The following is a 26,008-nucleotide window of genomic DNA, read 5'->3' on the forward strand; positions in this document are numbered from 1 at the left end:
TATGAAGAAGCTTATTTCACTATTTCTGATGATGTTTTCTCTGTGTTCATATGCTGCAGTTGAAGACTTCGAGGAGATTGTAGTCGGAAATAAGGCTTCTTATATAAACGAGCAGGGAGGTAAGATGGCCTCTCTGCAGATTCTTGACCCAATCATCAATCTCTCTACTACCAAGCAGTATGCTCAGTATATGATGGATACCTACCGGGGATGGGATCTGAAGGCTGTTGTTGACTTAAGAGGCTTTGCCTTTAAGTATGTTGACAATGCTCCATGCTCAGGTCTGATTTCCTACTTTGACGGAAGATCATATCTTTTCTTCCAGGCCTGTGGAAACTTTGAGAAGGATGAACTTACTGCTCTTTACAGGAAGGCAAATCAGGCCTTGAAGGTAAGCGAAATTCTTAAGCTTCAATCAAGACCTAATCTGTACTGATCCTTACTTGTTTAAGGTTGCCAGTTCCTTTTCATATTCTTCATCTGAAACTGCATCCAGCCATTCGTTAGATGTGTTTTCTCCTGATACTTCTACAGCAAGGTGAGAGAAATATCCGTCAGGAGCTGCTCCGTGCCAGTGTTTTACGTTAGCAGGAATATTGATAACATCTCCAGGCAGTATTTTTACGATAGGCTTTCCTTCCTCTTTATATAAACCTACACCGGCAACGCCGATTAGAATCTGACCGCCACCTTTGGTTGCATGGTGAATATGCCAGTTATTTCTACAGGATGGTTCAAAGGTAACATTGAAGATTCCGACCTGTTCTGTGGATAAAGGTGCAAGATAACTCTTTTTGGTAAAGTATTTGGCGTAGGCTTCATTGTATTTGCCCACAGGGAAGAACATTCCCTGCTGATACTCAGCAAGTTCTGGAGGTAACTCTGAGTCTGTTTTTTCCTTTTCCTCTGTCCAGACCTCTTTTGCAAGATTGAAAGCTGCCCAGGCTTTTGGCCATCCGGCATAGAATGAGATATGAGTAATGGCTGCTGCAATCTCCTTTCTTGTTACTCCATTCTTTTTGGCATTCTCAAGATGATATTTTAAGGAGCTGTCGGTAATACCGGAAGAAACGAGCGCGACCACGGTAATGAGACTTCTGGTTTTTAGTGTTAAATCCTGATTGTTCCAGTTCTCTCCAAATAAAACATCGTCATTATAGTGTGCAAATTCAGGGGCAAACTGTCCTAATACTGTTCTTCCTGCGGTCTGTGTTACTTTTTTATTCATATTCTGATTATCTCCTTGAGGAATTGCATAAACGTTCATGATTCCACCAAAAAGCAGTCCGACAAATAAAGTCTTTTTCATGAATGATTTTAAATTTCTCATCTTTTATCTCTTCAGTTTAAATTGACGTTAAGACTCTTCCTGATGATTATTTTGAAAAAATATTGTCAGCAAATTCTGAAAAATCACTGAATGACTCTTTAGTTTGTGGTAATTCAGGAAGAACTAAAGGGAAATCGTGCGGCATTCCTTTATAAACCTTAAGTTCAGAATAAACATTAGCTTTATCTAGAGCTTCCTTTAGCATTACACTGTCTGAATATAGAAGTTCATAGCTTCCTGTCTGAATCAGCATAGGAGGTAGTCCCTTAAGATCTGCATATAATGGAGACAGTCGAGGGTCCTCTGGTTTTATGCCGTTGGCATAGCTGATTTTTCCTATTTCAGCATTCAGAGGAGTATTGTCTCCCAGGACCTTATCTTTTGTACTGTTATCTTTATGAGATGGAAGTGTATTCATGGCAGTCCATGGTGATAGCAATACAAGACCACGTGGTTGAGGAATTCCCATCTCTTTTAGTTTTAGGCTGAGTACAAGTGCAAGGTTGCCACCTGCAGAATCACCGGCAATGATGATGTTTTCTGGGGTAACTCCGTCAGCAAGTATTTTTTTGTAAACACTTACAGCATCTTCTAAAGCACTTGGATATAGATCCTTAGGGGCATGACGGTAATCAAAGGTATAGACTGTGTCTGCTTTCAAAGCATTAGCCTGAAGTAATGCAAATTTACGGTAATTGTCGTTTAAGCCAAGAATATAGCCGCCACCATGACACTGCAGTAATACCCTATTGTTGTTGTAAATGTTCTGAGTGTACTTTTCAGTTGGTACCTTATCAACGGTAAAAGATTCTCTTACCCAGCCGTTAACTGGTCTGAATTGAGGTTTTACACCTTTTTTTACAGGATGAAAGTACTGATCCATTGTTGTCTGGATGTAGTTTTGAGTTAGTTCTGATTCTCCATCGCTATATATGTTCATATCTGCAGCGTTAAGCTGTAGAGATAATGCCATCAGAACGGATAGCGTTAGAGTTTTTAACTTTAATTTTCTCATTATGCTTTTCTCCTGCGAGCTTTAGAGCTTTTCACCAAAAGCAAATGCTTTCTGTAGAATTTCTTCGTGAGTATTTATTTCCTTAGGATTGGTAAGCCCGCCTCCTGAAAATACCCCCATAAATTTTGAATTTGGGAAACACTCAACAAATCCTTCGACTCCACTTTTTGCTCTCTGGAAAACTGTTTCTGAGTTCTCTGCTGAAGTTGTAATCAGGTAAACCTCTCTGAAATGATAGTCTCTGATATACAAAGGATTGCAGCGGTCTAAAAAGGTTTTGAGTGCACCTGACATCTCGTAGTAATAAATAGGTGTTGAAAACACCAGAGTGTCGGCATTATTCACTTTCTCTATAAGCTGCGCCATGTCATCTTTAAGAATGCATTTACCTTTTTTCTGGCATTTTAAACAGCCTATACAGAAGTCGATTTTTTTATCCTTAAGCGACAGTAATTCCACATTGTTTCCTGCAGATAACGCTCCTCGCTCAACTTCCTTAGAAATAAGCTCTGAATTGCTTCCCGCTCTTAAACTTGAAGATACAATCAGTATATTTTTTGCCATAAATACCTCTGTTTTTCATTTTCTTTAGAAGTATATGAACTGATTTTTAATTATTCCATTACTTATTTTCTATAATTAGAATTAAAAAAAATGAATAACTGCCAGATATAATCTGTGTGTTCTGTGATAAGGAAGAGAGAATGGAAAACAGAGTATTACGTTATTTTGTAGAGATGGCCAGAGTAGGTAATATGTCAAAGGCAGCATCGAATCTTCACGTGACTCAGCCAACCATGTCCCGTCAGCTTAAAGAGCTTGAGGATGAGCTTAATGTAAAGTTATTTCATCGCACAAACTACAGCATCAAGTTAACAGAAGCCGGAATTCTTTTTTTAAACAGAGCCAGAGATATACTCTCCCTGGTTGAAAAGACTAAAGCAGAATTTGCCTCTTCAGATAAAAGCCTGGATGGTAACCTGTATATAGGCTGTCCCGAGTCAGACTCAATAAGATATATAGCTAAGACAGTAATGCTATTAAAAGAGAAAGGAGTAAACATCCGTACCCATCTTCACAGTGCCAATGCAAATGATGCTCTTGAAAGGCTTAACAAAGGTCTTGATGATCTTACTTTTACTGTTCACGATATTCGTGACAGCCGTTATAACATTATTGATCTTCCTTTATATGATCAGTGGGGCATTCTTCTGAAAGAAAGCCATCCTCTGGCTAAAAAGAAAGCAGTAAGTCTTGCTGATATAGAAAAAGAGCCTCTTATTGTATCTAAACAGGGGTACGAACAGCTCTTCCCTCAATGGTTTTCTGAAGAGAGTTATTCAAAGCTCAATATTACAGCTACGTATAACCTTGTCTACAACGGGACTCTTTTTGTCAAAGAAGGTCTTGGAATCTGCCTTATTTTCAGCAAACTAGTCTCAACTGAGAATAATGAAGGATTAACTTTCAGACCGTTAACCGGTGTTCCAAGGGCATCTCTGAAACTTATATGGAGAAAAAATAATCCGCTAAGTCCTCAGGCGAACGTTTTTCTGGATGCTTTTAAACGAGAATTTGTGTTAGATACAGTGGAACAGGAAGGATGATAAATTTGTCTAAAATCTAATAAATTCCTTTACTTTCAATGAGGTATTTGTCGTTGAATTATATGACAGAGGTATATAAGTATCTAAGTCACTAAATTTCAAATAAAAATCTGCCATATATCTATTAATTCTTCGCTTTTATTCTAAAGTGATGAAAAGCTTCACATTCCTGATATAAATCCAACCCCCCTTATTATCCACCTTGCATAATGCAGACGTATAATATAATGACCAATTTCATGTTCATTTTTATGAAGGACTATATTATGAAACTAAATGTATTGGCTGTCGCTGTTATTACTGCTTTTGCTGTAGGTACTGCAAATGCTGCTGTTCCTGAATCATGGACAGTTGGTGGTGCAGCTGGCTGGGCTCACGGTTTTGATCATAGCTTCCCATCTGTAGATGACGGCGAAAAGCTCAAATTTAAGGATGATGGCTATGGAATTAAGCTATACGGTGAATATAATTTCACAAACTGGTTTGGTTTAGGTCTTGGATATAACTTCATTGGTGGTCAGAAGTTAAAAGCTACAGATGTAAATACTGGCGAAACTGACACTCAGAAGATGCATGCAAATATTGGTGAAATGTATGGCCGTTTTGCATATCCATTTGACAATAACGGATCAGATGTTTTCTTCAAGGTTGGTCCTTCCTTCAACTGGTTCAGTTCAGGAGAGACAAAATTTAAGCTAGGTGCAGTTGCCGGTATTGGTGCACAGTGGGCAATCACCCGTAACTTAGCATTACGTGGCGGTTTTGACTATTTCTACAGAGCTGCTAAAGAAGATGTACGTATCGACGAAGGCTTACTATATGTCGGCTTCCAGTACACCTTCGGTGGTCCTGCAGCTCCTGCTCCTGTACAGAAAGTTAAAGCATCTCAGACTCATACTCTAGATGCAGGTGTTCTGTTCCCATTTGACAGTGCCAAGTTATCAGCTGATGGTCAGAGTGCAGTAGCAAATGTTGTTCAGTCTGCAAACAGCATGGAGAATCCTGAGTTTGAGGTATACGGCTATACTGATCGTATCGGTACAGATGCTTATAACCTGAAGCTTTCTGACAAGCGTGCAGATGCAGTTAGTGCCGAGCTTCAGAACAATGGTGTAACACCAAAGGTATCTGATGGTAAGGGTAAAGCAAACCCTGTAACAGGTAACAAGTGCGATGGTGTAAAGGGACGTAAGGCTTTAATTGACTGCCTGGCACCTGATCGTCGTGTAGAGATTGTTGTTACCGGTGAAACCACTGCAACAAAGTAAATTTTAAGCAGATTTAGTTAATCTTCTGAAAAGCTCTGAGTAAAATCAGGGCTTTTTGGTTTTGAATAATGAGGTTAAAGAATAAGAAAATGCGTATTTTTCAGTATAGATATTTCTATTTTATGCCATGGCCAAGAACTTAATTTCTTAAGTTCTTGGGCATGATTTTATGCTCTAAAAATGGAGATCATCAGCAGGATCGTTTTCCTTAAGAATCTCAACCTTTTCTATATATGAGTCTTCTTCTGTCCATCCTGGATTTTTTGCTATCTCTTTTAAAGCAATTTTCTTTGTTTCTTCCGAAGGAGTGTCTCCTTCTATGTCTGTGCAGGTAGATTCTTCAACGATATCTCGTGTATATGGACACCATTTAACATGACGAAATGTATAGCGTAATCTTGTTTTCAAATTTCTTTGCATTGTTTTGTGGTCATTAAATTTTGATTAGTTGCATCTTTTTTACGCTTAATGTTCAAAAACGAACAAAATAAACATAAAACAGCATAAATAACGTTAATTTTGCACGTATTACTTCACATTTTCGCAAATTGCTCCTTAGGATTTACCTTTTGATTTATTTATGAATTGTATAATAGGGTTGACTAAACTACTTAGTTAAAAAAACAAAAGGAATTATATTATGAAACTAAATCTTTTAGCAGCTGCAGTTCTTACTGCTTTTGCATTCGGTTCAGCTAATGCTGCACTACCAGACTCTTGGACTGTTGGTGCCGCAGCTGGTTATTCATATGGCTATGATCATTCTTTTGATAATGCAACAATTAATGGCATTAGATCAAAAGACGTAATCAGCTATGACCAGGAAGGTTATGGTGTTAAGCTATACGGTGAATATAACTTCAATAACTGGTTTGGTCTAGGTTTAGGCTATAACTATATTGGCGGTCAGGCCCTTCACTATGAAGGTGCTGATGAGAATGATCATGAAATTAAGGGCGGCTCAAGCCTTCACTTCAATATTGCAGAGTTATACGGCAGATTTGCTTATACCTATGATACCAAGGGTTCAGACGTATTCTTCAAGATTGGTCCTACCTATACAAGAGGTTCATGGGACGGTGATTCAGACGGCCGTCTAGGTGGCGTTGCTGGTGTTGGTGTTCAGTATGCATTTACTCCAAACTTTGCAGTTCGTGCAGGTTATGACTACTTTGTAAACACAGCTAAGCTAGAGTTAGACTCTAACGAAAGACTTGATGAGAGCCTACTATACTTAGGCTTCCAGTATACCTTCGGTGGCGCACAGCCAGCAGCTCCTGTAGCAAAGAAGAAGGTTAAGACCACTCAGACCCACACCTTAGATGCAGGTGTTCTATTCCCATTCGACAGCTCAAAGCTATCAGCTGATGGTCAGGGTGCTGTTGCTAATGTTGTTCAGTCAGCTAACCAGCTGGAAGAAGCTGAGTTCGAAGTATACGGCTACACTGATCGTATCGGTTCAGACGCATACAACAACAAGCTATCTCAGAAGCGTGCTGATGCTGTTACCTCCGAGTTACAGAACAACGGTGTAACCGCTAAGGTTTCTGAGGGTAAGGGTAAGGCAAATCCTGTAACCGGCAACAAGTGTGATGGCGTAAAGGGCCGCAAGGCTTTAATCGACTGCTTAGCACCAGATCGTCGTGTTGAGGTTGTTGTATCAGGCTTAACTTCAGAAGTTAAGTAATAACGCTTTCTCTGAATAAACATAGAATCCAGTGTTCTAGTAATAGGATGCTGGATTTTTTGTCTGTTTAAATAAAAAAAACAGGACAGCAAAATACTGTCCTGCAAACGATGAGTTAGTTTCTTTTTTTCTAAAAACTACATCTTATGACCCATTTCATAGGCATTATCATGAACGTCGGTCACGGTTCTGCCTGATGGATCGTTCATCTGAGCAAACTTAGCATCCCATGCAATTGCAGTTTCTGTTGAGCATGCAACTGATTTGCCGTATGGTACAGTCTTAACTGCTGATGGAAGCTTGAACAGATCTTCGAAAATCTCTCTGTACAGATAAGCTTCTTTGGTAACAGGGGTATTTACAGGGAAGCGGGTTTCACGCTCTGCAAATTTTCTGTCAGATACACTCTTCTCAGCATAATCTCTTAATGCATCGATCCATGAGTAGCCAACACCGTCAGAGAACTGTTCCTTCTGTCTCCATAGAACCTCTTCTGGTAACATTCCGTTGAATGCTTCACGAAGTGCCTTCTTCTCAATGGTGCTGCCCTGACACATCTTTGCACTTGGCTTGAATCTCATGGCGATATCCAGGAATTTCTTATCCAGGAATGGAACACGACCTTCAACACCCCAGGCCATAAGTGACTTGTTAGCACGCAGACAGTCGTATAGGTGCAGCTGATCAAGCTTTCTAATTAGCTCCTCATGCATTTCCTTGTCATTAGGAGCCTTGTGGAAGTACAGATAGCCACCGAAGATTTCATCTGAACCTTCACCTGATAAAACCATCTTGATACCCATTGCCTTGATATAACGTGCCATCAGATACATAGGAGTTGAAGCTCTGATAGTGGTTACGTCATAGGTCTCAATGTGGTAGATTACATCACGAAGCGCATCCAGACCTTCCTGAATGGTGTAGTGGATTTCGTGATGAACAGTACCTAAATAATCTGCTACAACACGTGCTTTCTTTAAATCAGGAGCTCCTTCCAGACCGATAGCGAAAGAATGAAGACGTGGGAACCATGCATCGGTCTTGCCGTCATCTTCAACACGCTTCTGAGAATAGTATTTAGCGATAGCTGAGATTACTGAAGAATCCAGACCGCCTGATAGAAGTACACCGTATGGAACATCACACATCAGCTGGCGACGAACTGCATCCATCAGACCGTCCTTTAATACTGATACATCATCAGTACCGTCCTTTACGTTCTCGTACTCAGTCCAGTCTCTGAAATAGTACTGCTTGAACTCGTAATCACCACCCTTGGTGTAGATGTAGTGTCGTGGAGGGAATTCCTTTACAGAATCACATACCTTAACCAGAGCCTTCATCTCTGATGCAATATAGAATCTGCCTTCACGGTCAGTGCCCACATACATTGGGTTGATACCCATGTGATCTCTTGCTGCGAAGATAGTGTTATCTTCTTCATCATAGATAACGAAGGCAAAGTCACCTACAAGGCGATCAATGAAGTTTTTACCGGTACGCTTGAATTCTTCATATAAAGGAAGAATAACCTCGCAGTCAGAACCAGTCTTGAACTTGTAGTCTACGGTAAGTTCAGTCTTTAACTGCTTGTGGTTGTAGATTTCGCCGTTTACAGCAAGTATGTGCTTACGGTTCTCATTATATAAAGGCTGTGCACCATTCTGTGGATCAACAATTGATAGACGCTCGTGAACAATGATAGCGTGTTCACCCTGATAAATACCTTCCCAGTCTGGTCCTCTATGAAGCTGAAGTCTTGAATTTTCAAGAGCTGTCTGCCGAAGTGCCTCTGAGTTTTCCTTAATATCAAATATTCCAAATATAGAACACATAACAGCCTCTCTAATTTTGAGTGAATTTCTCTTTATTTTAGATGTGATTTTTTATTTCTTAATTATCTAGCACTCAAAAAGTGCAATTTCTTAAACATTCTGAATAATATACTATCTACATTATTAACTAAAAAATCTCTAATAAACAGTATGTTATCTAAAATTATAAAAAAGAGAAAAATTATAAAAATCTAATAAAATATTTAAAATCATTGTGTTAGCTGAAAATCATAGTATTTTCATCACAAATCTTATAATGTCCTATTTTAGTGCTAAATGCACTTTAAATAAACATTAGATCTAAAATAATTAAAACAATGCTTAAATGTGGTGCAATATAAAAAAGTATTAAATTCAGGAGCATTTATGAGATTCACTAAAATGCAGGGCTGCGGCAATGATTACGTATATATGGATACGTTCAGTGAAGAGGTTAAAGACCGCAGTGCCATGGCACAGTTACTATCAAACAGGAATTTTGGAATAGGTTCAGATGGACTTATTTTTATTAACCCGTCAGATAAAGCTGACTTTGAGATGGAAATGTACAACCTTGACGGTTCACGTGCTCAGATGTGCGGTAACGGCATTCGCTGTGTTGGTAAATACGTATATGAGCATGGTCTTACTGACAAGACTGATTTTACAGTGGATACCCTGGCAGGACTAAAACATCTGCATCTTAATGTAAATGATGGCGAGGTTGATCTGGTCAGTGTCGACATGGGAGGCGCAACAATTATTCCTGAGCAGATCCCTGTAGCTCCAGAGTATTTTGAAGACTATGGAGATGGAGTGGGGGCAGAGATCGAGGTTTTAGGTCAGAAGTACAAGGTAACTCCCGTAAGTATGGGAAATCCTCATAGTGTTGCATTCATTGAACAGGATGTAGAAACCTTTGATCTGATGAAGATTGGTCCTGAATTTGAGCATCACAGAGCTTTTCCTGAAAAGGTAAATGCAGAATTTGTAAATATTATCGATAGAACTCATATCAAGGTTCGTGTCTGGGAGCGCGGTTCAGGCGAAACCTGTGCCTGCGGTACCGGGGCATGTGCCTGCGTGGTTGCAGGTGTGCTTAATGGATTACTTGAGAAGGAAGTCTTTGTAGAGATGAAAGGCGGTGTACTGAAGGTTACCTGGGATGAGATTGAAAACAGGGTAACCCTGACAGGTCCTGCTGTGACAGTCTTTGAAGGTGAAACCAGACAGGTTCAGATGCCATATAAATTTTCGGAGAAATTATGCTAAAAGTTAATCAGAATTACTTAAAACTTCAGGGATCTTACCTGTTTTCAAATATTGCAAAGAAGGTTAAAAGCTATAAGGAAGAGCATAGTGATCAGGAGGTTATTTCTCTTGGAATCGGAGATGTAACAAGACCTCTTACACCAACAATTGTCAAAGCTCTGCATGATGCAGTGGATGATATGGCTGATATTGAGAGATTCCATGGTTACGGTCCCGATTTAGGCTATTCCTTTCTACGTGAAAAGATTGCTGAATTTGATTTTAAAAGACGCGGCTGTGATATCAGTGCAGATGAAATTTTTGTGTCAGACGGTGCTAAGAGTGATTCTGGAAATATTCAGGAAATCTTTTCTGATAAATGCACTATCGCGGTAAGCGATCCTGTATATCCTGTGTATGTTGATTCGAATGTTATGGCAGGCAGAACCGGTACATATGATGCCGAAAGTACCAGATGGTCGGATGTTGTCTATATGCCCTGCACCAAGGACAACGACTTTGTACCTGACCTTCCATCAAAGACTCCGGATATTATCTATATATGCTCACCAAATAATCCTACAGGTAAGGCTTTAACCAAAGCTCAGCTTCAGTCTTTTGTTGATTATGCTCTAAAAAACAAAGCGGTAATTCTCTTTGATGCAGCCTATGAAGCCTACATCAGCGAAGATGATGTTCCTCATTCAATCTATGAGTGTGAAGGAGCCAAAGAGTGTGCAATCGAAATGAGATCATTCAGTAAGAATGCCGGTTTTACAGGTGTACGTCTTGGTTACACCGTAGTTCCTAAGAATCTTGTAGATACTGAAGGCAAGTCACTGTATTCTCTATGGGCCCGTCGTCATGGAACAAAGTTTAATGGCGCTTCATATATCCAGCAGAGAGCAGGCGAGGCAGTCTATACAGAAGCTGGTCAGAAGGAAATCGCAGGGCTGGTATCCTACTACATGGAAAATGCTAGAACCATTCGTGACGGTCTGACTTCAGCCGGATTTACCGTATATGGCGGTGTAAATGCCCCCTACATCTGGGTAAAAACTCCTGAGACTATGACAAGCTGGCAGTTCTTTGATTATCTTTTAAAAAATGCTCAGGTGGTTGGAACTCCTGGCAGTGGCTTTGGTCCAAGCGGAGAAGGTTATTTCAGACTAACCTCTTTTGGTTCTCATGAGAATACCTGTGAAGCCGTTAAGAGAATTGTTGCCTTAAATAAGTAGCAATTCACCAAATAGGTTAAAAATGAAACATGCAGCTTATAACTGCATGTTTTGTGCTTTATTGAGGTGCAATTTCGTATTATTTATTGTTCAAATAATCCTGTTTTTTTACCCTTCCTTAATTGTCCGTTTTAAGGCAGATATAAAGCATTTATATAAAAATATCACCTGAATAGCCATCAGATTATGTGGCTTTTAATCTCTCAACTCTACACTTAACATTATGAATTATAAGTATATTGCAAAATAATGCACTAAAAGAAAACATTTGTGTAAAAGACATATTTAAAATGGTGCAAATAATACTTTTCTTTTGACTATGTCAGATTTAAATTTCAAAATCACACTAACTTAACGTGTGTTTATTATTTGATTTTTTAACGGAGTCAAAAATGGATTTTAAAGCAGTACAGTCACTAATTGACGAGCATGGAGTTGAATTTGCGGATTTAAGATTTACTGATACCAAGGGTAAAGAGCAGCATATTACTTTACCTATCGACTGTATCAGTGAGAAGTTCTTCGTTCAGGGCAAGATGTTCGATGGTTCTTCAATCGCAGGATGGAGAGGTATCGACAAGTCAGACATGATCCTGATGCCTGATATTGAGACTGTTCAGCTTGATCCATTCTATGCAGATCCAACCATCATTATCCGCTGTGATATTTTAGATACCGAGACCTTGACCGGCTACAGCCGTGACCCACGTTCAGTTGCAAAGAGAGCTGAAGAGTACCTGAAGTCTACCGGTATCGGTGATGCTTCCTACTTTGGTCCAGAGCCAGAGTTCTTCCTGTTCGATGATGTCCGCTTCAAGTCAGATATCTCAGGTTCATTCGTGGCTATCGATGATATCGAGGCAGCCTGGAACAGTGCAACTGAATACGAAGGTGGTAACAAGGGCTATCGTCCTGCAGTTAAGGGCGGCTACTTCCCTGTTCCTCCTGTAGATTCTTCACAGGATATCCGTTCTGCAATGTGTAAGATCATGAAGCAGATGGGTCTTGTTCTGGAAGCTCATCACCATGAGGTTGCAACCGCAGGTCAGAACGAGATTGCAACTCAGTTCAACTCATTAACCAAGAAGGCAGACGAGGTTCAGATCTACAAGTATGTGGTTCAGAACGTTGCATACAAGTATGGCAAGACCGCTACCTTCATGCCAAAGCCAATCTACGGTGACAACGGTTCAGGTATGCACTGCCACCAGTCAATCTTCAAGAACGGTGAGAACGTATTTGCCGGCAACATGTACGGCGGTCTGTCTCAGAACGCATTATGGTACATCGGTGGTATCATCAAGCATGCCAAGGCATTAAACGCATTTACCAATCCATCAACAAACTCATACAAGAGACTTGTTCCTGGCTTTGAGGCTCCTTTAATGTTAGCTTACTCAGCTGCAAACCGTTCAGCTTCAATCCGTATCCCATATTCAATCAATCCAAAGGCAGCTCACATTGAGGTTCGCTTCCCAGACTGCACCGCAAATCCATACCTTGCATTCTCCGCAATGTTAATGGCTGGTCTTGATGGTATCAAGAATAAGATCAACCCAGGTGAGGCTATTGATAAGAACCTGTATGACCTGCCACCAGAGGAGGCAGCAAACATTCCTCAGGTATGTACTTCATTAGAAGAGGCCCTGAATTCACTGGCTGCTGATCATGACTTCCTGACTGAAGGCGGTGTATTTACTCCAGATCTGATTGAGGCATACATTGAGCTTAAGAGAGCTGAGGATACCAGAGTACGTTCAACTCCACATCCAGCTGAGTTCGAACTTTACTACAGTCTATAAGCTGTAAACAAAATTACTAAAACATATAACTATTGATGTACTACCCAAAAAAGGTGACAAATGGAAGCAAATCCAGGATTATACAGAAGTGAGTATGAACATGATGCCTGCGGTGTTGGTTTTATCGCCAACATTAAAGGTCAGAAATCTCATAGCATTGTAAGTCAGGGACTTGAGATTCTGAAAAATCTAACCCACAGAGGAGCTGTTGGAGCAGACCCTCTGCAGGGTGATGGTGCAGGTATTCTGATTCAGCTTCCAGACAAACTGTATCGCGATGACATGGCAAGCAGAGGCATTATTCTGCCTCCTTGCGGAGAGTATGGCGTGGGCATGGTGTTCCTTCCTCAGGAAGAGGCTTCAAGACACGCCTGTGAAGAGGAAATTGAAAGAGCCATTCTGGCTGAGGGCCAGATTATACTGGGATGGAGAGATGTTCCTGTAAACAAGGAAATCCCTATGTCTCCGGTTGTAAGACAGAAAGAACCTGTTATAAGACAGATCTTTGTAGGTCATTCTCCTGATATTCTTGTAACTGACGCCCTAGAGCGAAAGCTTTATATCATCAGAAAGAGCTCCTCTATTGCAATCGCTAATCTGAACTTAAAGCACTGCAAGGAATTCTACATTTCATCATTCTCTGCAAGAACCATCGTCTACAAGGGACAGCTGCTGGCAAATCAGGTCGGAGTATATTACAAGGACCTCTCTGACAGCCGCTGTGTAAGTGCTGTGGCAATGATTCACCAGCGCTTCTCAACCAATACCTTCCCACAGTGGGCTTTAGCTCATCCATTCAGAATGATTGCACATAACGGTGAAATCAATACCCTGCGTGGCAACTTCAACTGGATCAGAGCTCGTGAGAAGAACATTTCGTCACCTGTTTTCGGTAGGGATCTGGAAAAACTCTGGCCTCTAATCTTCCAGGGACAGTCAGATTCAGCATCATTTGACAATGTATTTGAACTTCTCACCATGTCAGGATATTCACTTGCACAGGCCGCAATGATGATGATCCCTTCTGCATGGGAGAAGGACCGTCTGATGGACCGCAATCTTAAGGCTTTCTATGAATACTATGCTGCAATGATGGAGCCATGGGATGGTCCTGCTGCAGTTGTTTTCACAGATGGAAGACAGATTGGTGCAACACTGGATCGTAACGGTTTAAGACCTGCAAGATACATTGTTACCAAGGATGACATGGTAATTCTTGCATCCGAGGAAGGTACCTTAAACATTGACGAGTCACGTATCGCAAATCATTTAAGATTAGAGCCTGGTCGTATGCTTCTTATAGATATGGAGCAGGGAAGAATCATTGGTGACAGTGAAGTTAAGAACCTGATTGCAACTGCAAGACCATATCAGGAGTGGACCGACAAGGTTAGAATCCGACTTGACGATATTAAGGAAAAGCCTCTGACCGAGTCTTTAAAGCTTAATACAAAAGATCTGATGCGTGTATTCGGTTATACCCGAGAGGATGTGGAAAGACTACTGAAGACCAAGGCATTATCAGGTCAGGAGCCTGTGGTTTCCATGGGTAATGATGCTCCTCTGGCAATTCTTTCCTCAAAGCCAAGCTGTTTTTATGATTATTTCAGACAGCTGTTCGCTCAGGTTACAAACCCAGCTATTGATCCTATCCGTGAGGAGATGGTTACATCTCTGGTTTCATTTATCGGTCCACGTCCAGACCTTCTGAACATCATGGATAACAATCCTCCTGTAAGACTGGAGGTTGACCAGCCAATTCTGAGCAGTCAGGATATTGAGAAGATCAGAAATATCGGCAAGTTCACCGGCAACAAGTTCAGAAGCGTAGAGCTTGATATCACATACCCTGTATCATGGGGCAAGAACGGTATTGAGGCAAGACTGGCTTCAATCAGAGCCGCTGCAGTTGATGCTGTTAAGACCGGAAACAATATTCTGATCCTGTCCGACAGAAACGTAAGCCGTCAGCGTCTTGCAATTCCCGCTCTGCTGGCAACTTCTGCTGTTCATCAGTGTCTGGTTGAAAAGGGACTTAGAACCAGTACCGGTCTGGTTGTTGAAACCGGTTCAGCCAGAACAGTTCATCATTTCGCTCTGCTTGGCGGTTACGGTGCCGAGGCTGTCCACCCATATGTTGCACTTAACGTTGTTGCTTCACTTGGTAAGGATGCAAAGCAGTCAGAGCAGTTCGTTGACAACTACATTCACGCAATTGACAAGGGCCTATACAAGACCATGTCAAAGATGGGTATTTCAACCTATATGTCATACATAGGTGCCCAGATCTTCGAGGCTGTCGGTCTATCCTCAGAGTTTGTTGATAAGTACTTTAAGAATACTCCAAGCCCAATTGAGGGTGTCAACCTGTTTGATATTGCAGATGAAGCTGTAAAAATCCACAGAAAGGCCTTTGAGAAGGATGCTATCCATGACGATTCTCTTGATCAGGGCGGTGAGCTTAACTGGAGATATGACGGTCAGGAACATATGTGGACTCCTGATGCTGTGGTACATCTTCAGAGATCTGTTCGTTCTGGTGATTACGAGGAATACAGGAAGTATGCTCAGATCATCAATGATCAGAGCAAACGCCTGATGACTCTTCGCGGTCTGTTCTCCTTTAAGAAGACCAAGCCAATTGATATCAGCGAAGTAGAAAGTGAAGAGAGCATTATCCATCACTTTGCCTGTTCTGCCATGTCAATCGGTGCTATCTCAACTGAAGCTCATACCACCATGGCAATTGCCATGAACCGCTTAGGTGCTATGTCCAACAGTGGTGAGGGCGGTGAGGACCCAAGACGTGATACTGTAATTGATTCAGATACTTCAACCAAGGCAATCCTTGGAGATGATATCGTAGTTGATATTCCTCTGCACAAGGGAGATTCCCTTCGTTCCAAGACCAGACAGGTTGCATCAGGTCGATTCGGTGTAACCACAGATTATCTGTCTGGGGCTGAACTGATTCAGATTAAACTTGCTCAGGGTGCAAAACCAGGAGAGGGCGGTCAGCTGCCTGGCCACAAGGTTTCTCCTTATATCGGCAAATTGCGTCACTCACTGCCAGGCATCGGTCTGATTTCACCTCCTCCTCATCATGATATCTACTCAATTGAGGATCTGGCTCAGCTGATTTTCGATCTGAAACTTGCTAATACCAGGGCAGATATTTCAGTTAAGCTGGTATCAGAGGTTGGTATCGGTACAGTTGCTGCAGGTGTTGCTAAGTGTAAGGCTGATCATATTGTAATCTCAGGCCATGACGGCGGTACCGGTGCAGCTCCTGCTTCATCAGTTAAATATGCTGGCTCTGCATGGGAAATCGGTCTTGCTGACGTACAGCAGACTCTGGTTATGAATAAACTGCGCTCAAGAGTAAAACTTCAGGTTGACGGTCAGATTAAGACCGGACGTGATGTAATCATCGGTGCTCTTTTAGGTGCAGATGAGTTCGGTTTCGGTACAGCTCCATTAGTATGTATGGGCTGTACCATCATGAGAAAGTGCCAGAAGAACACCTGTCCTACTGGTATTGCAACTCAGGATCCTGAGCTTAGAAAACAGTTTATCGGCAGACCTGAGCATCTTGAGAACTACTTCCACTTTGTAGCACGCGAGGTTCGCGAATTACTTGCTCAGCTTGGTTTCAGAAAACTTGATGATCTGATTGGTCACGCAGAACTTCTAGAGAAGAATGAAAAGGCTGAGTTTGAAAAGGCTCGTAATCTTTCATTTGAGAGAATCTTCTATGTCGACCCTCATGCTCAGGACAAGTTCCATCATGTTGTTGCTCAGCAGCACGATATCGATTCAGCTTTGGATAAGAAGTTTGAGACAAAGGTTCAGACAGCTCTGTCAAAGGATGAGTCAGTTACCATTGAAAGCTCAATTGGAAACACTAACCGTTCATTCGGTACCTACACCTCAGGTTTAGTAAGTGCCTCTAAGAAGGAGCTTCCTGATGACTTTATCTCCTACAAGCTGAAGGGTATTGCAGGCCAGTCATTCGGTGCCTTCCTGAAGAAGGGCGTATCCTTAAGCCTTTGCGGTACAGCAAATGACTACGTGGGTAAAGGTCTGTCTGGCGGTACCATCAGTGTTTACAAGAGCAGCTCTTTTGAAGGAGATCCTCAGGAGAATATTATCGCCGGTAACACCTGTCTTTACGGCGCAACTTCAGGTAAGGCCTTCTTCAGCGGTGTTTTAGGTGAAAGATTTGCGGTTCGTAACTCCGGTGTTGATGCAGTCTGTGAAGGTTGCGGTGACCACGGCTGTGAATACATGACCGGCGGTACCGTAATGGTTCTGGGCAGGACCGGACGTAACTTCGGTGCTGGTATGACCGGTGGTATTGCCTATGTTTACGATCCTGAAAATGTATTCAGATCAAAACTTGCAAATGGCGATTTTGATGTTGAAAACGTTGTAAGTGCCGATAAGGCCGATCCATTGATTCCTCTGCATAAGAACCTGCCTGATGAGGTGATTATTAAGGATTTACTGAAAAATCATCTGAATCACACATCAAGCAGGATTGCCAAGAAGATTCTTGAGAATTTCTCATTAGAACTTGGCAATTTCGTGAAGGTCTTCCCTCACGAATATCTGAATGCCTTAAAGTCATTAAAGGAGGTAAAGTAAATGGGTTTTGTAAGAGGCTTTATCGAGTTTGCCCGTGTTGATATGCCACACGTTCCTGTAGAGGAGCGTGTTAAGAGCTTCTGTGAAATCTACGGAACTCTACCTGATGACAAGGCCAAAATTCAGGCAGGACGCTGCATGGACTGCGGTATCCCATTCTGTATGCACGAGTGTCCTCTGCATAACGATATGCCTGACTTTAACGATTTTGTCTGTGAGGGCGAATACAGGAAGGCTTATACCGTTCTGTCATCAACCAACAATTTCCCTGAGATAACCGGAAGAATCTGTCCTGCTCTGTGTGAAGAGGGCTGTACTCTGGGTATTCACAGAGATCCTGTAGGTATTAAGTCTGTAGAACGCAAGATTGCAGAGTATGCCTTTGAGCATGGCTATGTAAGAGCTCAGAATATCAGTGATCGCAGCGGAAAAAAGGTTGCCGTTGTGGGATCTGGTCCTGCTGCATTAGCTGCAGCTCAGCAGTTAAACCGCTACGGTCATGATGTGACCGTCTTTGAGAAGATGAACAAGATTGGCGGTCTTCTGCGTTACGGTATTCCTGATTTCAAGCTCCCAAAGGATGTTCTTGACAGACGTATTGCTCTTTTAGAACAGGAAGGCATTGTCTTTAGAACAAGCTCAATGGTTGGTTCAATTAAAGAGCTTGAGAATGGTGTCCACAATGATTCAGTAACAGAAATCAGAGGCGAACAGCTATTATCTGAATATGATGCAGTTGTTCTTGCTCCTGGTTCAGAGACTCCTCGTGATCTTAAGCTCCCTGGTCGTGAATTAAAGGGAATTCACTTCGCTCTTGATTTTCTGATTGCTCAGAACCGTGAGAACAACGGTGACTGTGTAAATCCTATCGATGTTAACGGTAAGAATGTTGTTGTTATCGGTGGTGGTGAAACCGCATCTGACTGTATCGGTGTGTCAATCAGAAAGGGAGCCAAGACAGTAACTCAGCTTGATTATCATGAGGAACTGCCTGAGAGTGTTGATATCAGTATGGCATGGCCAGACTGGAGACGCATCAAGAGAACCTCAAGCTCTCATGAGGAAGGCTGTACCCGTCTTTTCTCAACCAATACCCTAGAGTTTAACGGTAAGGGCAAGGTTAAGTCAGTAAAGGTTAACAAGGTTAAATGGACCGCTCCTCGCAAGTTCGAGGGTATTGATGGTACAGAATCATCAATCGATGCTGATGTGGTCCTGATTGCCATGGGCTATGCTCATCCATCAGCTTCCTTAGTTAAAGAGTTTAGCCTTGAGACAGATCAGAGAGGCAACATTCTTGCAAAGACAGAAGGTGAGGATGCCTATAGAACCAGCAATCCAAAGGTATTTGCTGCAGGTGACGGCAGAAAAGGTCAGTCTCTGGTGGTTTATGCCATTGCAGAAGGCAGAAGATGTGCTGAGTCAGTAAACCGTTTTCTTAAGAAATAACCTCTCAGTAATATGATCTGCCCATGGCAGATCAAACAAAAGCTCGAAATCTAAATCAGTCTGACTGAATATAAGGTTTCGAGCTTTTTTTTTCAACATTGAGGAATCTATAAAGTTGAATTGATACGTTTTATCAAAGATTCAGCGCACGCATCCCTATGCCAGACGATAAACATCATCCGGTGTATAGCAGTTTCCCTGTGAGAAGATTTCCCAGTCGGTAATATCCTCAAAAGGATAGGTTCCGATGTCGCCTTCCTTTATGCCCTTGACGAAATAGGCATCCTGAGTCAGTTCGGCTACGATTGAATCCTTTTTGATTTCCTTAAGCTCAAACCAGATATGCTCTTTCTCTGAGTCTTCATCAACGAATTCCTCGTCCTTCTGCAGGGCGATTTTTACGATGATTACGTTATCCTTGTTTTCTGCTGCCTTAATTAGATATGGCAGTCTTTCGATGGCAAGATCACTCATACGCCTGGTTTCTTCGTTTGAAATCATGAAGATAGGATTCTGCTCAAGGTATGAATCGAACTCCTGGACTGGAGTGTATTCTTTTGCTTTTGCATCATCAGGTCCCATATACATCATCAGTACATAGGTATCTTCGCTGTGATAGTTATCCTCATCCTCTGCTCTGTCTTCCTCAGTTCCCACGGTTGCCTGAGGGTAGAAACTTAAAGCCTCTTTCCAGTCGACAGCTGTACATACCAGGTATCTGTCATCTGCCTGTCCGATGAATACAGGCTCACCCGGTTCGATAATCTCATTATCATCAAGCATTCGATAGGCAAAGGTTTCGATAATTCGATAATGCTCTTCATACATGTTCTTGCTTGAACAGAGAATTTCAAGATCATAAAGACCGCAGCGTCTTAAACCGTGGGTATGCAGCCAGATCTCATCATCTCCGTTGGAGACTGCCTGAACAGTAAACAGATATCGTGGGGCAGGAAGTGTTTTTGATTCTGCTGCAAATGATACCCATTTTCCTGACAGAAGTTTCTCTGCTGGACAGTCCATAACAGCAAGAATCTCATTAGGAAACATAGCGTTAATGATACGCAGCTGGTCGTGAAAACATTTTTTGCTGTTTCCTTTGAAGTCCATGTTTACTCCAAGTCCCATTCTGGCTTCATCAATCTGTCTGATTTCTTCCTCTGAGAACACATGAGCCGGTCTTACCATATCAGGAATATCAATTTCGGTAGGATCCAGGTCTACCTCGTATTCATTATCATCAAGTTTAAGCTTAAGAATTAGTCCTCTTTCCTCATCGGTATTGATATCCATAATCTGGATATCTTCATTCTGCATCAGATTCTCAAGTGGCTTTTTAGGATCGTGCATATCCTCTTCATTCTTGGGAATGACGATCATGTAGGATGATTCTTTCACTTTGTTTTTCCTTATGAACTTTTGGAGTGTTCAGATTCTTGTTATAAAGATATGAGTTGATAAAAGAATAATTCAATACCTGTTTTCTTAGATTAGGCATATAGGACTGCTGTTTGTCCATTGAAAGTGAAGGATTTTTCTGAAAAAGATAGAAAAAAAAATCTGCCATATGTTATGGCAGATTTAAACATAGAGAGTAGAAGTATGAATTTGTTATTCGACTAAGGCTTTGAACTCAGAGTAGCCTTCCTCATCCATTCTCTCATATGGAATAAACTTTAAGGCAGCGCTGTTAATGCAGAATCTGATGCCGCCCTTATCCTTAGGACCATCAGTGAAAAAATGACCAAGGTGTGCATTACTGGTTTTGCTTCTGACTTCAATTCTCTGTCTGTTTTCGCTTTCGTCATTATGCAATGAAACCACAGACTGATTGATTGGGGCACTGAATGCTGGCCAGCCGCAGCCTGATTCATATTTATCTGTAGATTTGAAAAGAGGAGCACCTGTGATTACATCAACGTAGATTCCTCTTTCAAAATGCTTGTCATACTTACCGGTAAATGCTTTTTCTGTAGCGCTGTTCTGGGTAACCTGATATGCCTCATCTGAAAGTTTTTCCTTAATAGCCTCTCGTTTATCAACAGCATACTTTGACTTATCCAGAAAACGGCTGTTGTTTGGCTTTAAGTCAGCTAATGAGAGAAAATCAACGTGGCAGTATCCTTCAGGATTCTTCTTGAGGTAATCCTGATGATAATCCTCAGCTTCAAAGAAGTTTTTCAGAGGAAGAATCTCAAGAGCGAATTTCTCTTCGTACTTGCGCTGTTCATAGTCAACTACGGCTCTGATGGTTTTTAGATCACTCTCGTCTGTGTAAAAGATTCCTGTTCTGTACTGGCTACCAAAATCCTCTCCCTGATGGTTAACTGCAACAGGATCGATTATCTTGAAGAACTGAGTTAAAAGGATCTCAAGAGATACCTTGTCTGTATCGTATACAACTTCAACTGTCTCAGCAGCACCTGTGTTACCTGTCTTTACTTCCTTATAGCTTGGATTTTCTACATCTGAGTTCGCATAACCGCTCTTTGAGGAGGTAACACCGTCAATTCTTGAATAGTATTCTGAAACACCCCAGAAACATCCTCCTGCCAGATAAATTGTCTTTGTACTCATTTTTTTCTTACCTTCTATTTGATTATATTGGGACAGAGGCGAACCTCTGTCCGTGGCTGTTATTTAGAATGCAGGAACAACTGCACCGTCATACTGTTTTTCAATAAACTTCTTCACATCAGCAGAAGTCAACTCATTGATTACCTTCTTTAAATCTTCATTCTGAGCTGATTCCTTGTTAGCAATCAGAAGATTTACGTATGGAGAATCCTTCTTCTCGATGACCAGTGCATCTCTTGATGGATTCAGATTTGCACCAAGTGCATAGTTGGTATTGATAACAGCAGCATCAACATCCTCTAAAGCACGTGGCAGCTGAGGTGATTCGATTTCCTTAAACTGCAGGTTCTTAGGATTTTTCACGATAGAGAAGGTTGTTGCATCAATTGCCTTAGGATCTTCAAGAGTAATGAGTCCTGCACTCTGAAGAAGAAGCAGTGCTCTGCCGGTATTGGTTGGCTCGTTTGGAATTGCAACAACAGAACCATCCTTAAGTTCGTTCAATGATTTGATCTTTGATGAATAAAGACCCAGCGGTTCAATATGAATGCCGGCAACTTCTACAAGATTCTTTAGATTATGGTCTTTTGAAAACTGCTCATAATATGGTCTTGATGCGAAATAGTTGGCATCAAGCTGATTGTCTTCGGTGGTTAGGAATGGCTGGATGTAGTCGTTAAAGATTACAACTTCAAGATCAACGCCCTGTTCCTTGAGCTTTGGCTTGATATATTCTAAAACTTCCGCATGTGGAATTGGTGATGCTCCGATCTTCAATGTCTTTGCATCAGCAGAAAGTGATAAGAATGATGTTGCAGCAAATACCAGTGAAGCTGCTAATACATTAATTTTGCGCATAAAAATCTTCCTATGATAAAAAAATCTTAGTTAAATTAGTTGGTTAAATTTTTTAGTTTTGAAAAAGGTGATTACATGCTCATAGGTGAGCAGCACATGTGACAGGAGCAACACATAGATAAGGTAGAGAATTGATTTGAATGATATTCAGATTTATTGTTTTCTGAAATTAAAACTGAATAGTCAGTTTTATAATACCGTTTAATGTTTTTCATAACAATCTCCTGTCGTTTATTGTTTATGAGGAAATATTATCATTAAGTATTTTTCCTTGCTAATTCTATTTTTTTATATGTAAATATAGGAAAAAGCTATAACGTGGCAGGCATAAATCTGGTTAGTAAAATAAAAATGGCGATCATCTGATCGCCATAATAGTCTTGTAATATATTCTTTATTTGATGATGGTAAGCGCTTTGTCTTCAAAATACATGGCATTTGCCTTTCTGAAGTACTCTGCAGCTTCATCAACTTTCTTGAGGTTGGTCAGAATGGTTCCGATTCTGATGTAGACATCTGGACTTGGCTCAATAGCAAGTGCTTTCTTGTAATCATCAAGAGCATCAGGATCAAGTCCTGCCCTGAACTCAAGATTACCCATTGCCTTTAATAAAGGCAGATCAACCTGAGAGGAAAGTACATTCTTGGATGCATATTTCTTCAGAAGAATGAGAACCTCAGGTACAGCCACATTCCAGTTGGATATGGATTCTATAAATACCGGATCCTTTTCTTCCTTTAGAAGATCCAGTGTAAGATTCTGAACCTTCTGCATATTACCGAACTTCAGGAACTTATAGATAATTGCTCCCATAATCTTGGAGTTTCTCTTGTCTTCACGGCTCAGAACACTGTAGATCTGCTCAAGGGCGCCTTCAGAATCAGCTTCTTTAACATCCTTTTCAAGTTTAGCAATGTAATATCCACGAGCCTGTTCCTTGGTAAGGGCTCCGTACTTTAACATCTCTTTTGTGTTTTCGCAGATCTTCTTATAGTCCTTGTTTGCAAGATAGCAGTCCAGGAAAAGTTTATAAACGTACTTGTTCTTTACTGCACCCTTGAGTCCATCAAGGTATTCTAATGCTACCTTGGCATTGCCGATATCAAGGTTCAGCTTTGCTCTTAGAATATCTGCTGCAAGCTTTGCCTGTCTGCCACGGCTCTGAGCTTCATCCAGTGCTTTACGGGTGAAATCGTAAAGTTCCAGAGAGAATGCTGCCTGAGCTGCAACCAGAAGGGATTTCTCACTCATTTTCTTAAGTGTACTTGCGTGCTTTAAAAGACCAAGACTCTGCTCGAACTGTCCCTGAGAGAAGTCTATAAAAGCCTCATCCTGAACGGAGAGCTTCTTGTTGAATGCTCTGGTCTTAAAACTCTGTCTGATTCGTGATGGAATATTGGTAATCTTTTTGAGTAAAAGATAAACCACGAACAGTATCAGAATAGAAAGGATGTAAAGAATAACTGCTGTATTTACAGATGTCTCAATGATCCTTTCTCCAAAGACTATATGTACAAACCCCTGTGTATCTGCAAGTAGTGGTCCTACAAAGATCGCAACACATGTGAACAGGAGTAGAATTAGAAGCTTAATCATCAGTTACCTTCCTTCTTTACCTGTGGAGCTGCTGATTCAGATTCTTTCTTATCTGTAGCTGCTGAAGTCTTGCTTACTGGCTTGTCTGCTTTTTTCTGATTCTTGTAAAGATTGAATCTGGTCTGAGCATGAGCGTTAAACAGTGGGACGCTTGACAGCTGATCTGGTTTTGCTGATGCAATGTCGTTATTTGAGATTTCATCAATAATCTCAAGGTTTGCAGTTACATCTGCATTATTGATGTCATAGTAGGCTGAGATGTGTTTCTTGATTTCATCAAGATTGTGAGCAAAGCTCTCCTGATCCTTGTTGAACAGGGCAATCTTTGCAAGAAGAATCTCTGTTTTGATGTTCTGCAGCAGAATAGCAGACTGTTCTGGAGACAGATACTGGTTTACAACACCGTCATTGCGTCTTCTGACTTCAATGAATCTTGAGGAGAACTCCTTAAGAGATGTCAGAAGATTTTCCTTCCAGTCACTGATGCTGTCAGTTGTGCCTTTAGCCTTCTGATAGGCTGCCTTTTTCTGTGCCTCTGTAAGGAATTCATTGAGCGGCATATTGTCAACATTGTTGTAGACACTGTCGAGCTTGTAGAGAATACCCTTTGAATCAACATGTTCCACTTTCTTAAGAGAAAGAATATCCTTGCTGATTGCCTCTCTGATCTGGTTTACTGCAGGCTCGTCAATCTTGACTAAAAGCATGTCAGCCTGAGACAGATTCAGAAGAACGCCTTCAATGTTGTCACTGAAGCTTAGAATATTCTGTGCATTAGAAACCAGGAAGTAGCTCTTGGCAACAAGCCAGTCGTTAGGATTTCTGTCCATATAGTCATTCAGACGGATATTAACTGCCTCGGTCTGCTTGTTTGCCTTGTCGATGGTTTTCTGCAGTGTCTCCTGCTGGCTCTTGAGGATGTTGTTCTGATTCTTCAGCTCATCATTTGCCTTCAGAAGATTGGTTACTCTTTCATCCTTGGCTTTAATCTGATTATATAAATCGTTAATCTTTCCCTCGGTCACCGTTACGTTGGAGCTGGTCTGCTGTACCTGATGCTGAATCTCCATGATATCGCTGTACTTCTGCTTATCAAGATAGTAAGCACCGTATCCTGCAGCACCAATTACCAGAATTAAGGCAAATGTAAGCAGATTTACTCTGGATTTTAAGGATGATACCTGAGGAAGCAGACGGTCATACTCGGTTGCGGGTACGATCTGCTGTGTTTTTTCGTCATTCATGTGTAATGGCTCTTCTTTTTTCTGTAGTTCTGTCAGCTGTGTATTGGCAACAGATTTATTTTCATGAGGCTTACTATTAAGCTCCTCTGATGGGCTTTTATTGCTACGTTCAGCCTTATCATTAGGAATTTCAGCACTCTTTGAGGTTTCTTTCTTAATGTCTTTTGTATAATTCTGTGTGTACTGCTGAGGATTTCTGTTCTGAAATTTATTGTCTGAAGTATTTTTGCTCTGAGAATTGTACTTATGCGGATCAAAGCTGTTTCTGAGCTCTGAATGGCTGCCAGTTGTCTTTCTGGCTGTAATCTTATCTGGTTCTGAGTCTAACAGAATCTTTGCCTGATTGAGGGTAGCATCAACTTCCCTGTTTAATTTTGCCTGCATCAGTTTGTCATTTTTTTCTGGTACAGCTCTATCTGGTCTCGCTTCAATCTTTGTTGAAGGTGTATTTGTTATGTTTGCTCTGTGATTGTTAGACATATTATTTATCTCTATTAAAAGCAAAAAATTTGTATTTTTTATAATACCATGTATAGATCCTATTTATATGAATAAGCAAGATTTTGTGCTTTGACAAGTAGCGATTGATCACTTTTTTGAGTGAATTCATAATATATTTTGGTA

At 41.1% G+C, this 26,008-nt stretch carries 19 protein-coding genes; 9 read left to right on the plus strand and 10 right to left on the minus strand.

Features of this window, described 5'->3' with window-relative positions:
- The first annotated feature begins 1 nt into the window (after position 1).
- Positions 2 to 436, plus strand: a complete 435-nt coding sequence (locus tag B5D46_RS00255) for a hypothetical protein (RefSeq protein ID WP_031490652.1) — start codon at positions 2 to 4, stop codon at positions 434 to 436.
- Positions 437 to 439: 3 nt separating this feature from the next.
- Here B5D46_RS00255 and B5D46_RS00260 read toward each other — a convergent pair whose 3' ends face one another.
- The 3 genes from B5D46_RS00260 to B5D46_RS00270 are packed head-to-tail and all read right to left on the minus strand — an operon-like array spanning position 440 to position 2,909.
- A complete protein-coding gene (locus tag B5D46_RS00260) occupies positions 440 to 1,330 on the minus strand; it encodes a carboxymuconolactone decarboxylase family protein (RefSeq protein ID WP_234973798.1) in 891 nt (296 codons plus the stop codon).
- 46 nt (positions 1,331 to 1,376) lie between these two features.
- The gene (locus tag B5D46_RS00265) at positions 1,377 to 2,345 is read right to left on the minus strand and encodes an alpha/beta hydrolase (RefSeq protein ID WP_078927726.1); all 969 of its coding nucleotides are present in this window, start codon (positions 2,343 to 2,345) and stop codon (positions 1,377 to 1,379) included.
- A 21-nt stretch (positions 2,346 to 2,366) separates the two neighbouring features.
- Positions 2,367 to 2,909 carry a flavodoxin family protein gene (locus B5D46_RS00270; protein ID WP_078927727.1) on the minus strand — a complete coding sequence of 181 codons (543 nt, stop codon included), beginning with the start codon at positions 2,907 to 2,909 and terminating at the stop codon, positions 2,367 to 2,369.
- A gap of 140 nt (positions 2,910 to 3,049) precedes the next feature.
- Here B5D46_RS00270 and B5D46_RS00275 point away from each other — a divergent pair, with 140 nt between their 5' ends.
- A complete protein-coding gene (locus B5D46_RS00275) occupies positions 3,050 to 3,952 on the plus strand; it encodes a LysR family transcriptional regulator (RefSeq protein WP_078927728.1) in 903 nt (300 codons plus the stop codon).
- Between the two features lie 266 nt (positions 3,953 to 4,218).
- Entirely contained in the window at positions 4,219 to 5,220 is a 1,002-nt protein-coding gene (locus B5D46_RS00280) for an OmpA family protein (protein WP_159442977.1), read from the plus strand.
- Positions 5,221 to 5,394: 174 nt separating this feature from the next.
- On the opposite strand, the gene B5D46_RS00285 is transcribed toward B5D46_RS00280, so the two are convergent.
- Positions 5,395 to 5,640, minus strand: coding sequence for a hypothetical protein (locus B5D46_RS00285; RefSeq protein WP_078927730.1), 246 nt, complete (start codon positions 5,638 to 5,640; stop codon positions 5,395 to 5,397).
- 220 nt (positions 5,641 to 5,860) lie between these two features.
- Between B5D46_RS00285 and B5D46_RS00290 the strand changes: the two genes are divergently transcribed.
- Positions 5,861 to 6,907: an OmpA family protein gene (locus B5D46_RS00290; RefSeq protein ID WP_078927731.1), complete on the plus strand. Its 1,047-nt coding sequence runs from the start codon at positions 5,861 to 5,863 to the stop codon at positions 6,905 to 6,907.
- Positions 6,908 to 7,044: 137 nt separating this feature from the next.
- Here B5D46_RS00290 and asnB read toward each other — a convergent pair whose 3' ends face one another.
- Positions 7,045 to 8,742, minus strand: coding sequence for an asparagine synthase B (gene asnB, locus B5D46_RS00295; protein ID WP_078927732.1), 1,698 nt, complete (start codon positions 8,740 to 8,742; stop codon positions 7,045 to 7,047).
- Between the two features lie 366 nt (positions 8,743 to 9,108).
- On the opposite strand from asnB, the gene dapF reads away from it, so the two are divergent.
- The 5 genes from dapF (at position 9,109) to B5D46_RS00320 (ending at position 19,108) form a co-directional block, all read left to right on the plus strand.
- The gene (gene dapF / locus B5D46_RS00300; protein WP_078927733.1) at positions 9,109 to 9,993 is read left to right on the plus strand and encodes a diaminopimelate epimerase; all 885 of its coding nucleotides are present in this window, start codon (positions 9,109 to 9,111) and stop codon (positions 9,991 to 9,993) included.
- Positions 9,987 to 11,210 carry an LL-diaminopimelate aminotransferase gene (locus tag B5D46_RS00305; protein ID WP_078927734.1) on the plus strand — a complete coding sequence of 408 codons (1,224 nt, stop codon included), beginning with the start codon at positions 9,987 to 9,989 and terminating at the stop codon, positions 11,208 to 11,210. The genes dapF and B5D46_RS00305 overlap by 7 nt, the downstream gene beginning before the upstream one ends.
- A gap of 392 nt (positions 11,211 to 11,602) precedes the next feature.
- Positions 11,603 to 13,012 carry a glutamate--ammonia ligase gene (gene glnA, locus B5D46_RS00310; protein WP_078927735.1) on the plus strand — a complete coding sequence of 470 codons (1,410 nt, stop codon included), beginning with the start codon at positions 11,603 to 11,605 and terminating at the stop codon, positions 13,010 to 13,012.
- Between the two features lie 60 nt (positions 13,013 to 13,072).
- Positions 13,073 to 17,659 carry a glutamate synthase-related protein gene (locus B5D46_RS00315; RefSeq protein WP_078927736.1) on the plus strand — a complete coding sequence of 1,529 codons (4,587 nt, stop codon included), beginning with the start codon at positions 13,073 to 13,075 and terminating at the stop codon, positions 17,657 to 17,659.
- Positions 17,660 to 19,108: a glutamate synthase subunit beta gene (locus B5D46_RS00320; RefSeq protein ID WP_078927737.1), complete on the plus strand. Its 1,449-nt coding sequence runs from the start codon at positions 17,660 to 17,662 to the stop codon at positions 19,106 to 19,108.
- Between the two features lie 156 nt (positions 19,109 to 19,264).
- Here the strand turns inward: B5D46_RS00320 and B5D46_RS00325 are convergent, their stop codons facing one another.
- The 5 genes from B5D46_RS00325 to B5D46_RS00345 form a co-directional block, all read right to left on the minus strand.
- Entirely contained in the window at positions 19,265 to 20,506 is a 1,242-nt protein-coding gene (locus B5D46_RS00325) for a DUF4026 domain-containing protein (RefSeq protein ID WP_078927738.1), read from the minus strand.
- A gap of 213 nt (positions 20,507 to 20,719) precedes the next feature.
- On the minus strand, positions 20,720 to 21,685 hold the full coding sequence (gene msrB / locus B5D46_RS00330) for a peptide-methionine (R)-S-oxide reductase MsrB (RefSeq protein ID WP_078927739.1): 966 nt from the start codon (positions 21,683 to 21,685) through the stop codon (positions 20,720 to 20,722).
- 63 nt (positions 21,686 to 21,748) lie between these two features.
- The gene (locus B5D46_RS00335; RefSeq protein ID WP_078927740.1) at positions 21,749 to 22,543 is read right to left on the minus strand and encodes a MetQ/NlpA family ABC transporter substrate-binding protein; all 795 of its coding nucleotides are present in this window, start codon (positions 22,541 to 22,543) and stop codon (positions 21,749 to 21,751) included.
- Between the two features lie 394 nt (positions 22,544 to 22,937).
- Positions 22,938 to 24,140, minus strand: a complete 1,203-nt coding sequence (locus B5D46_RS00340) for a heme biosynthesis HemY N-terminal domain-containing protein (RefSeq protein ID WP_078927741.1) — start codon at positions 24,138 to 24,140, stop codon at positions 22,938 to 22,940.
- On the minus strand, positions 24,140 to 25,864 hold the full coding sequence (locus B5D46_RS00345) for a uroporphyrinogen-III C-methyltransferase (protein ID WP_078927742.1): 1,725 nt from the start codon (positions 25,862 to 25,864) through the stop codon (positions 24,140 to 24,142). Before B5D46_RS00345 ends, B5D46_RS00340 begins: the two co-directional genes overlap by 1 nt.
- Positions 25,865 to 26,008 lie beyond the last annotated feature (144 nt).

The sequence above is a fragment of the Succinivibrio dextrinosolvens DSM 3072 genome (assembly GCF_900167015.1).
In the GTDB taxonomy this organism is placed as follows: Bacteria; Pseudomonadota; Gammaproteobacteria; order Enterobacterales; family Succinivibrionaceae; genus Succinivibrio; species Succinivibrio dextrinosolvens.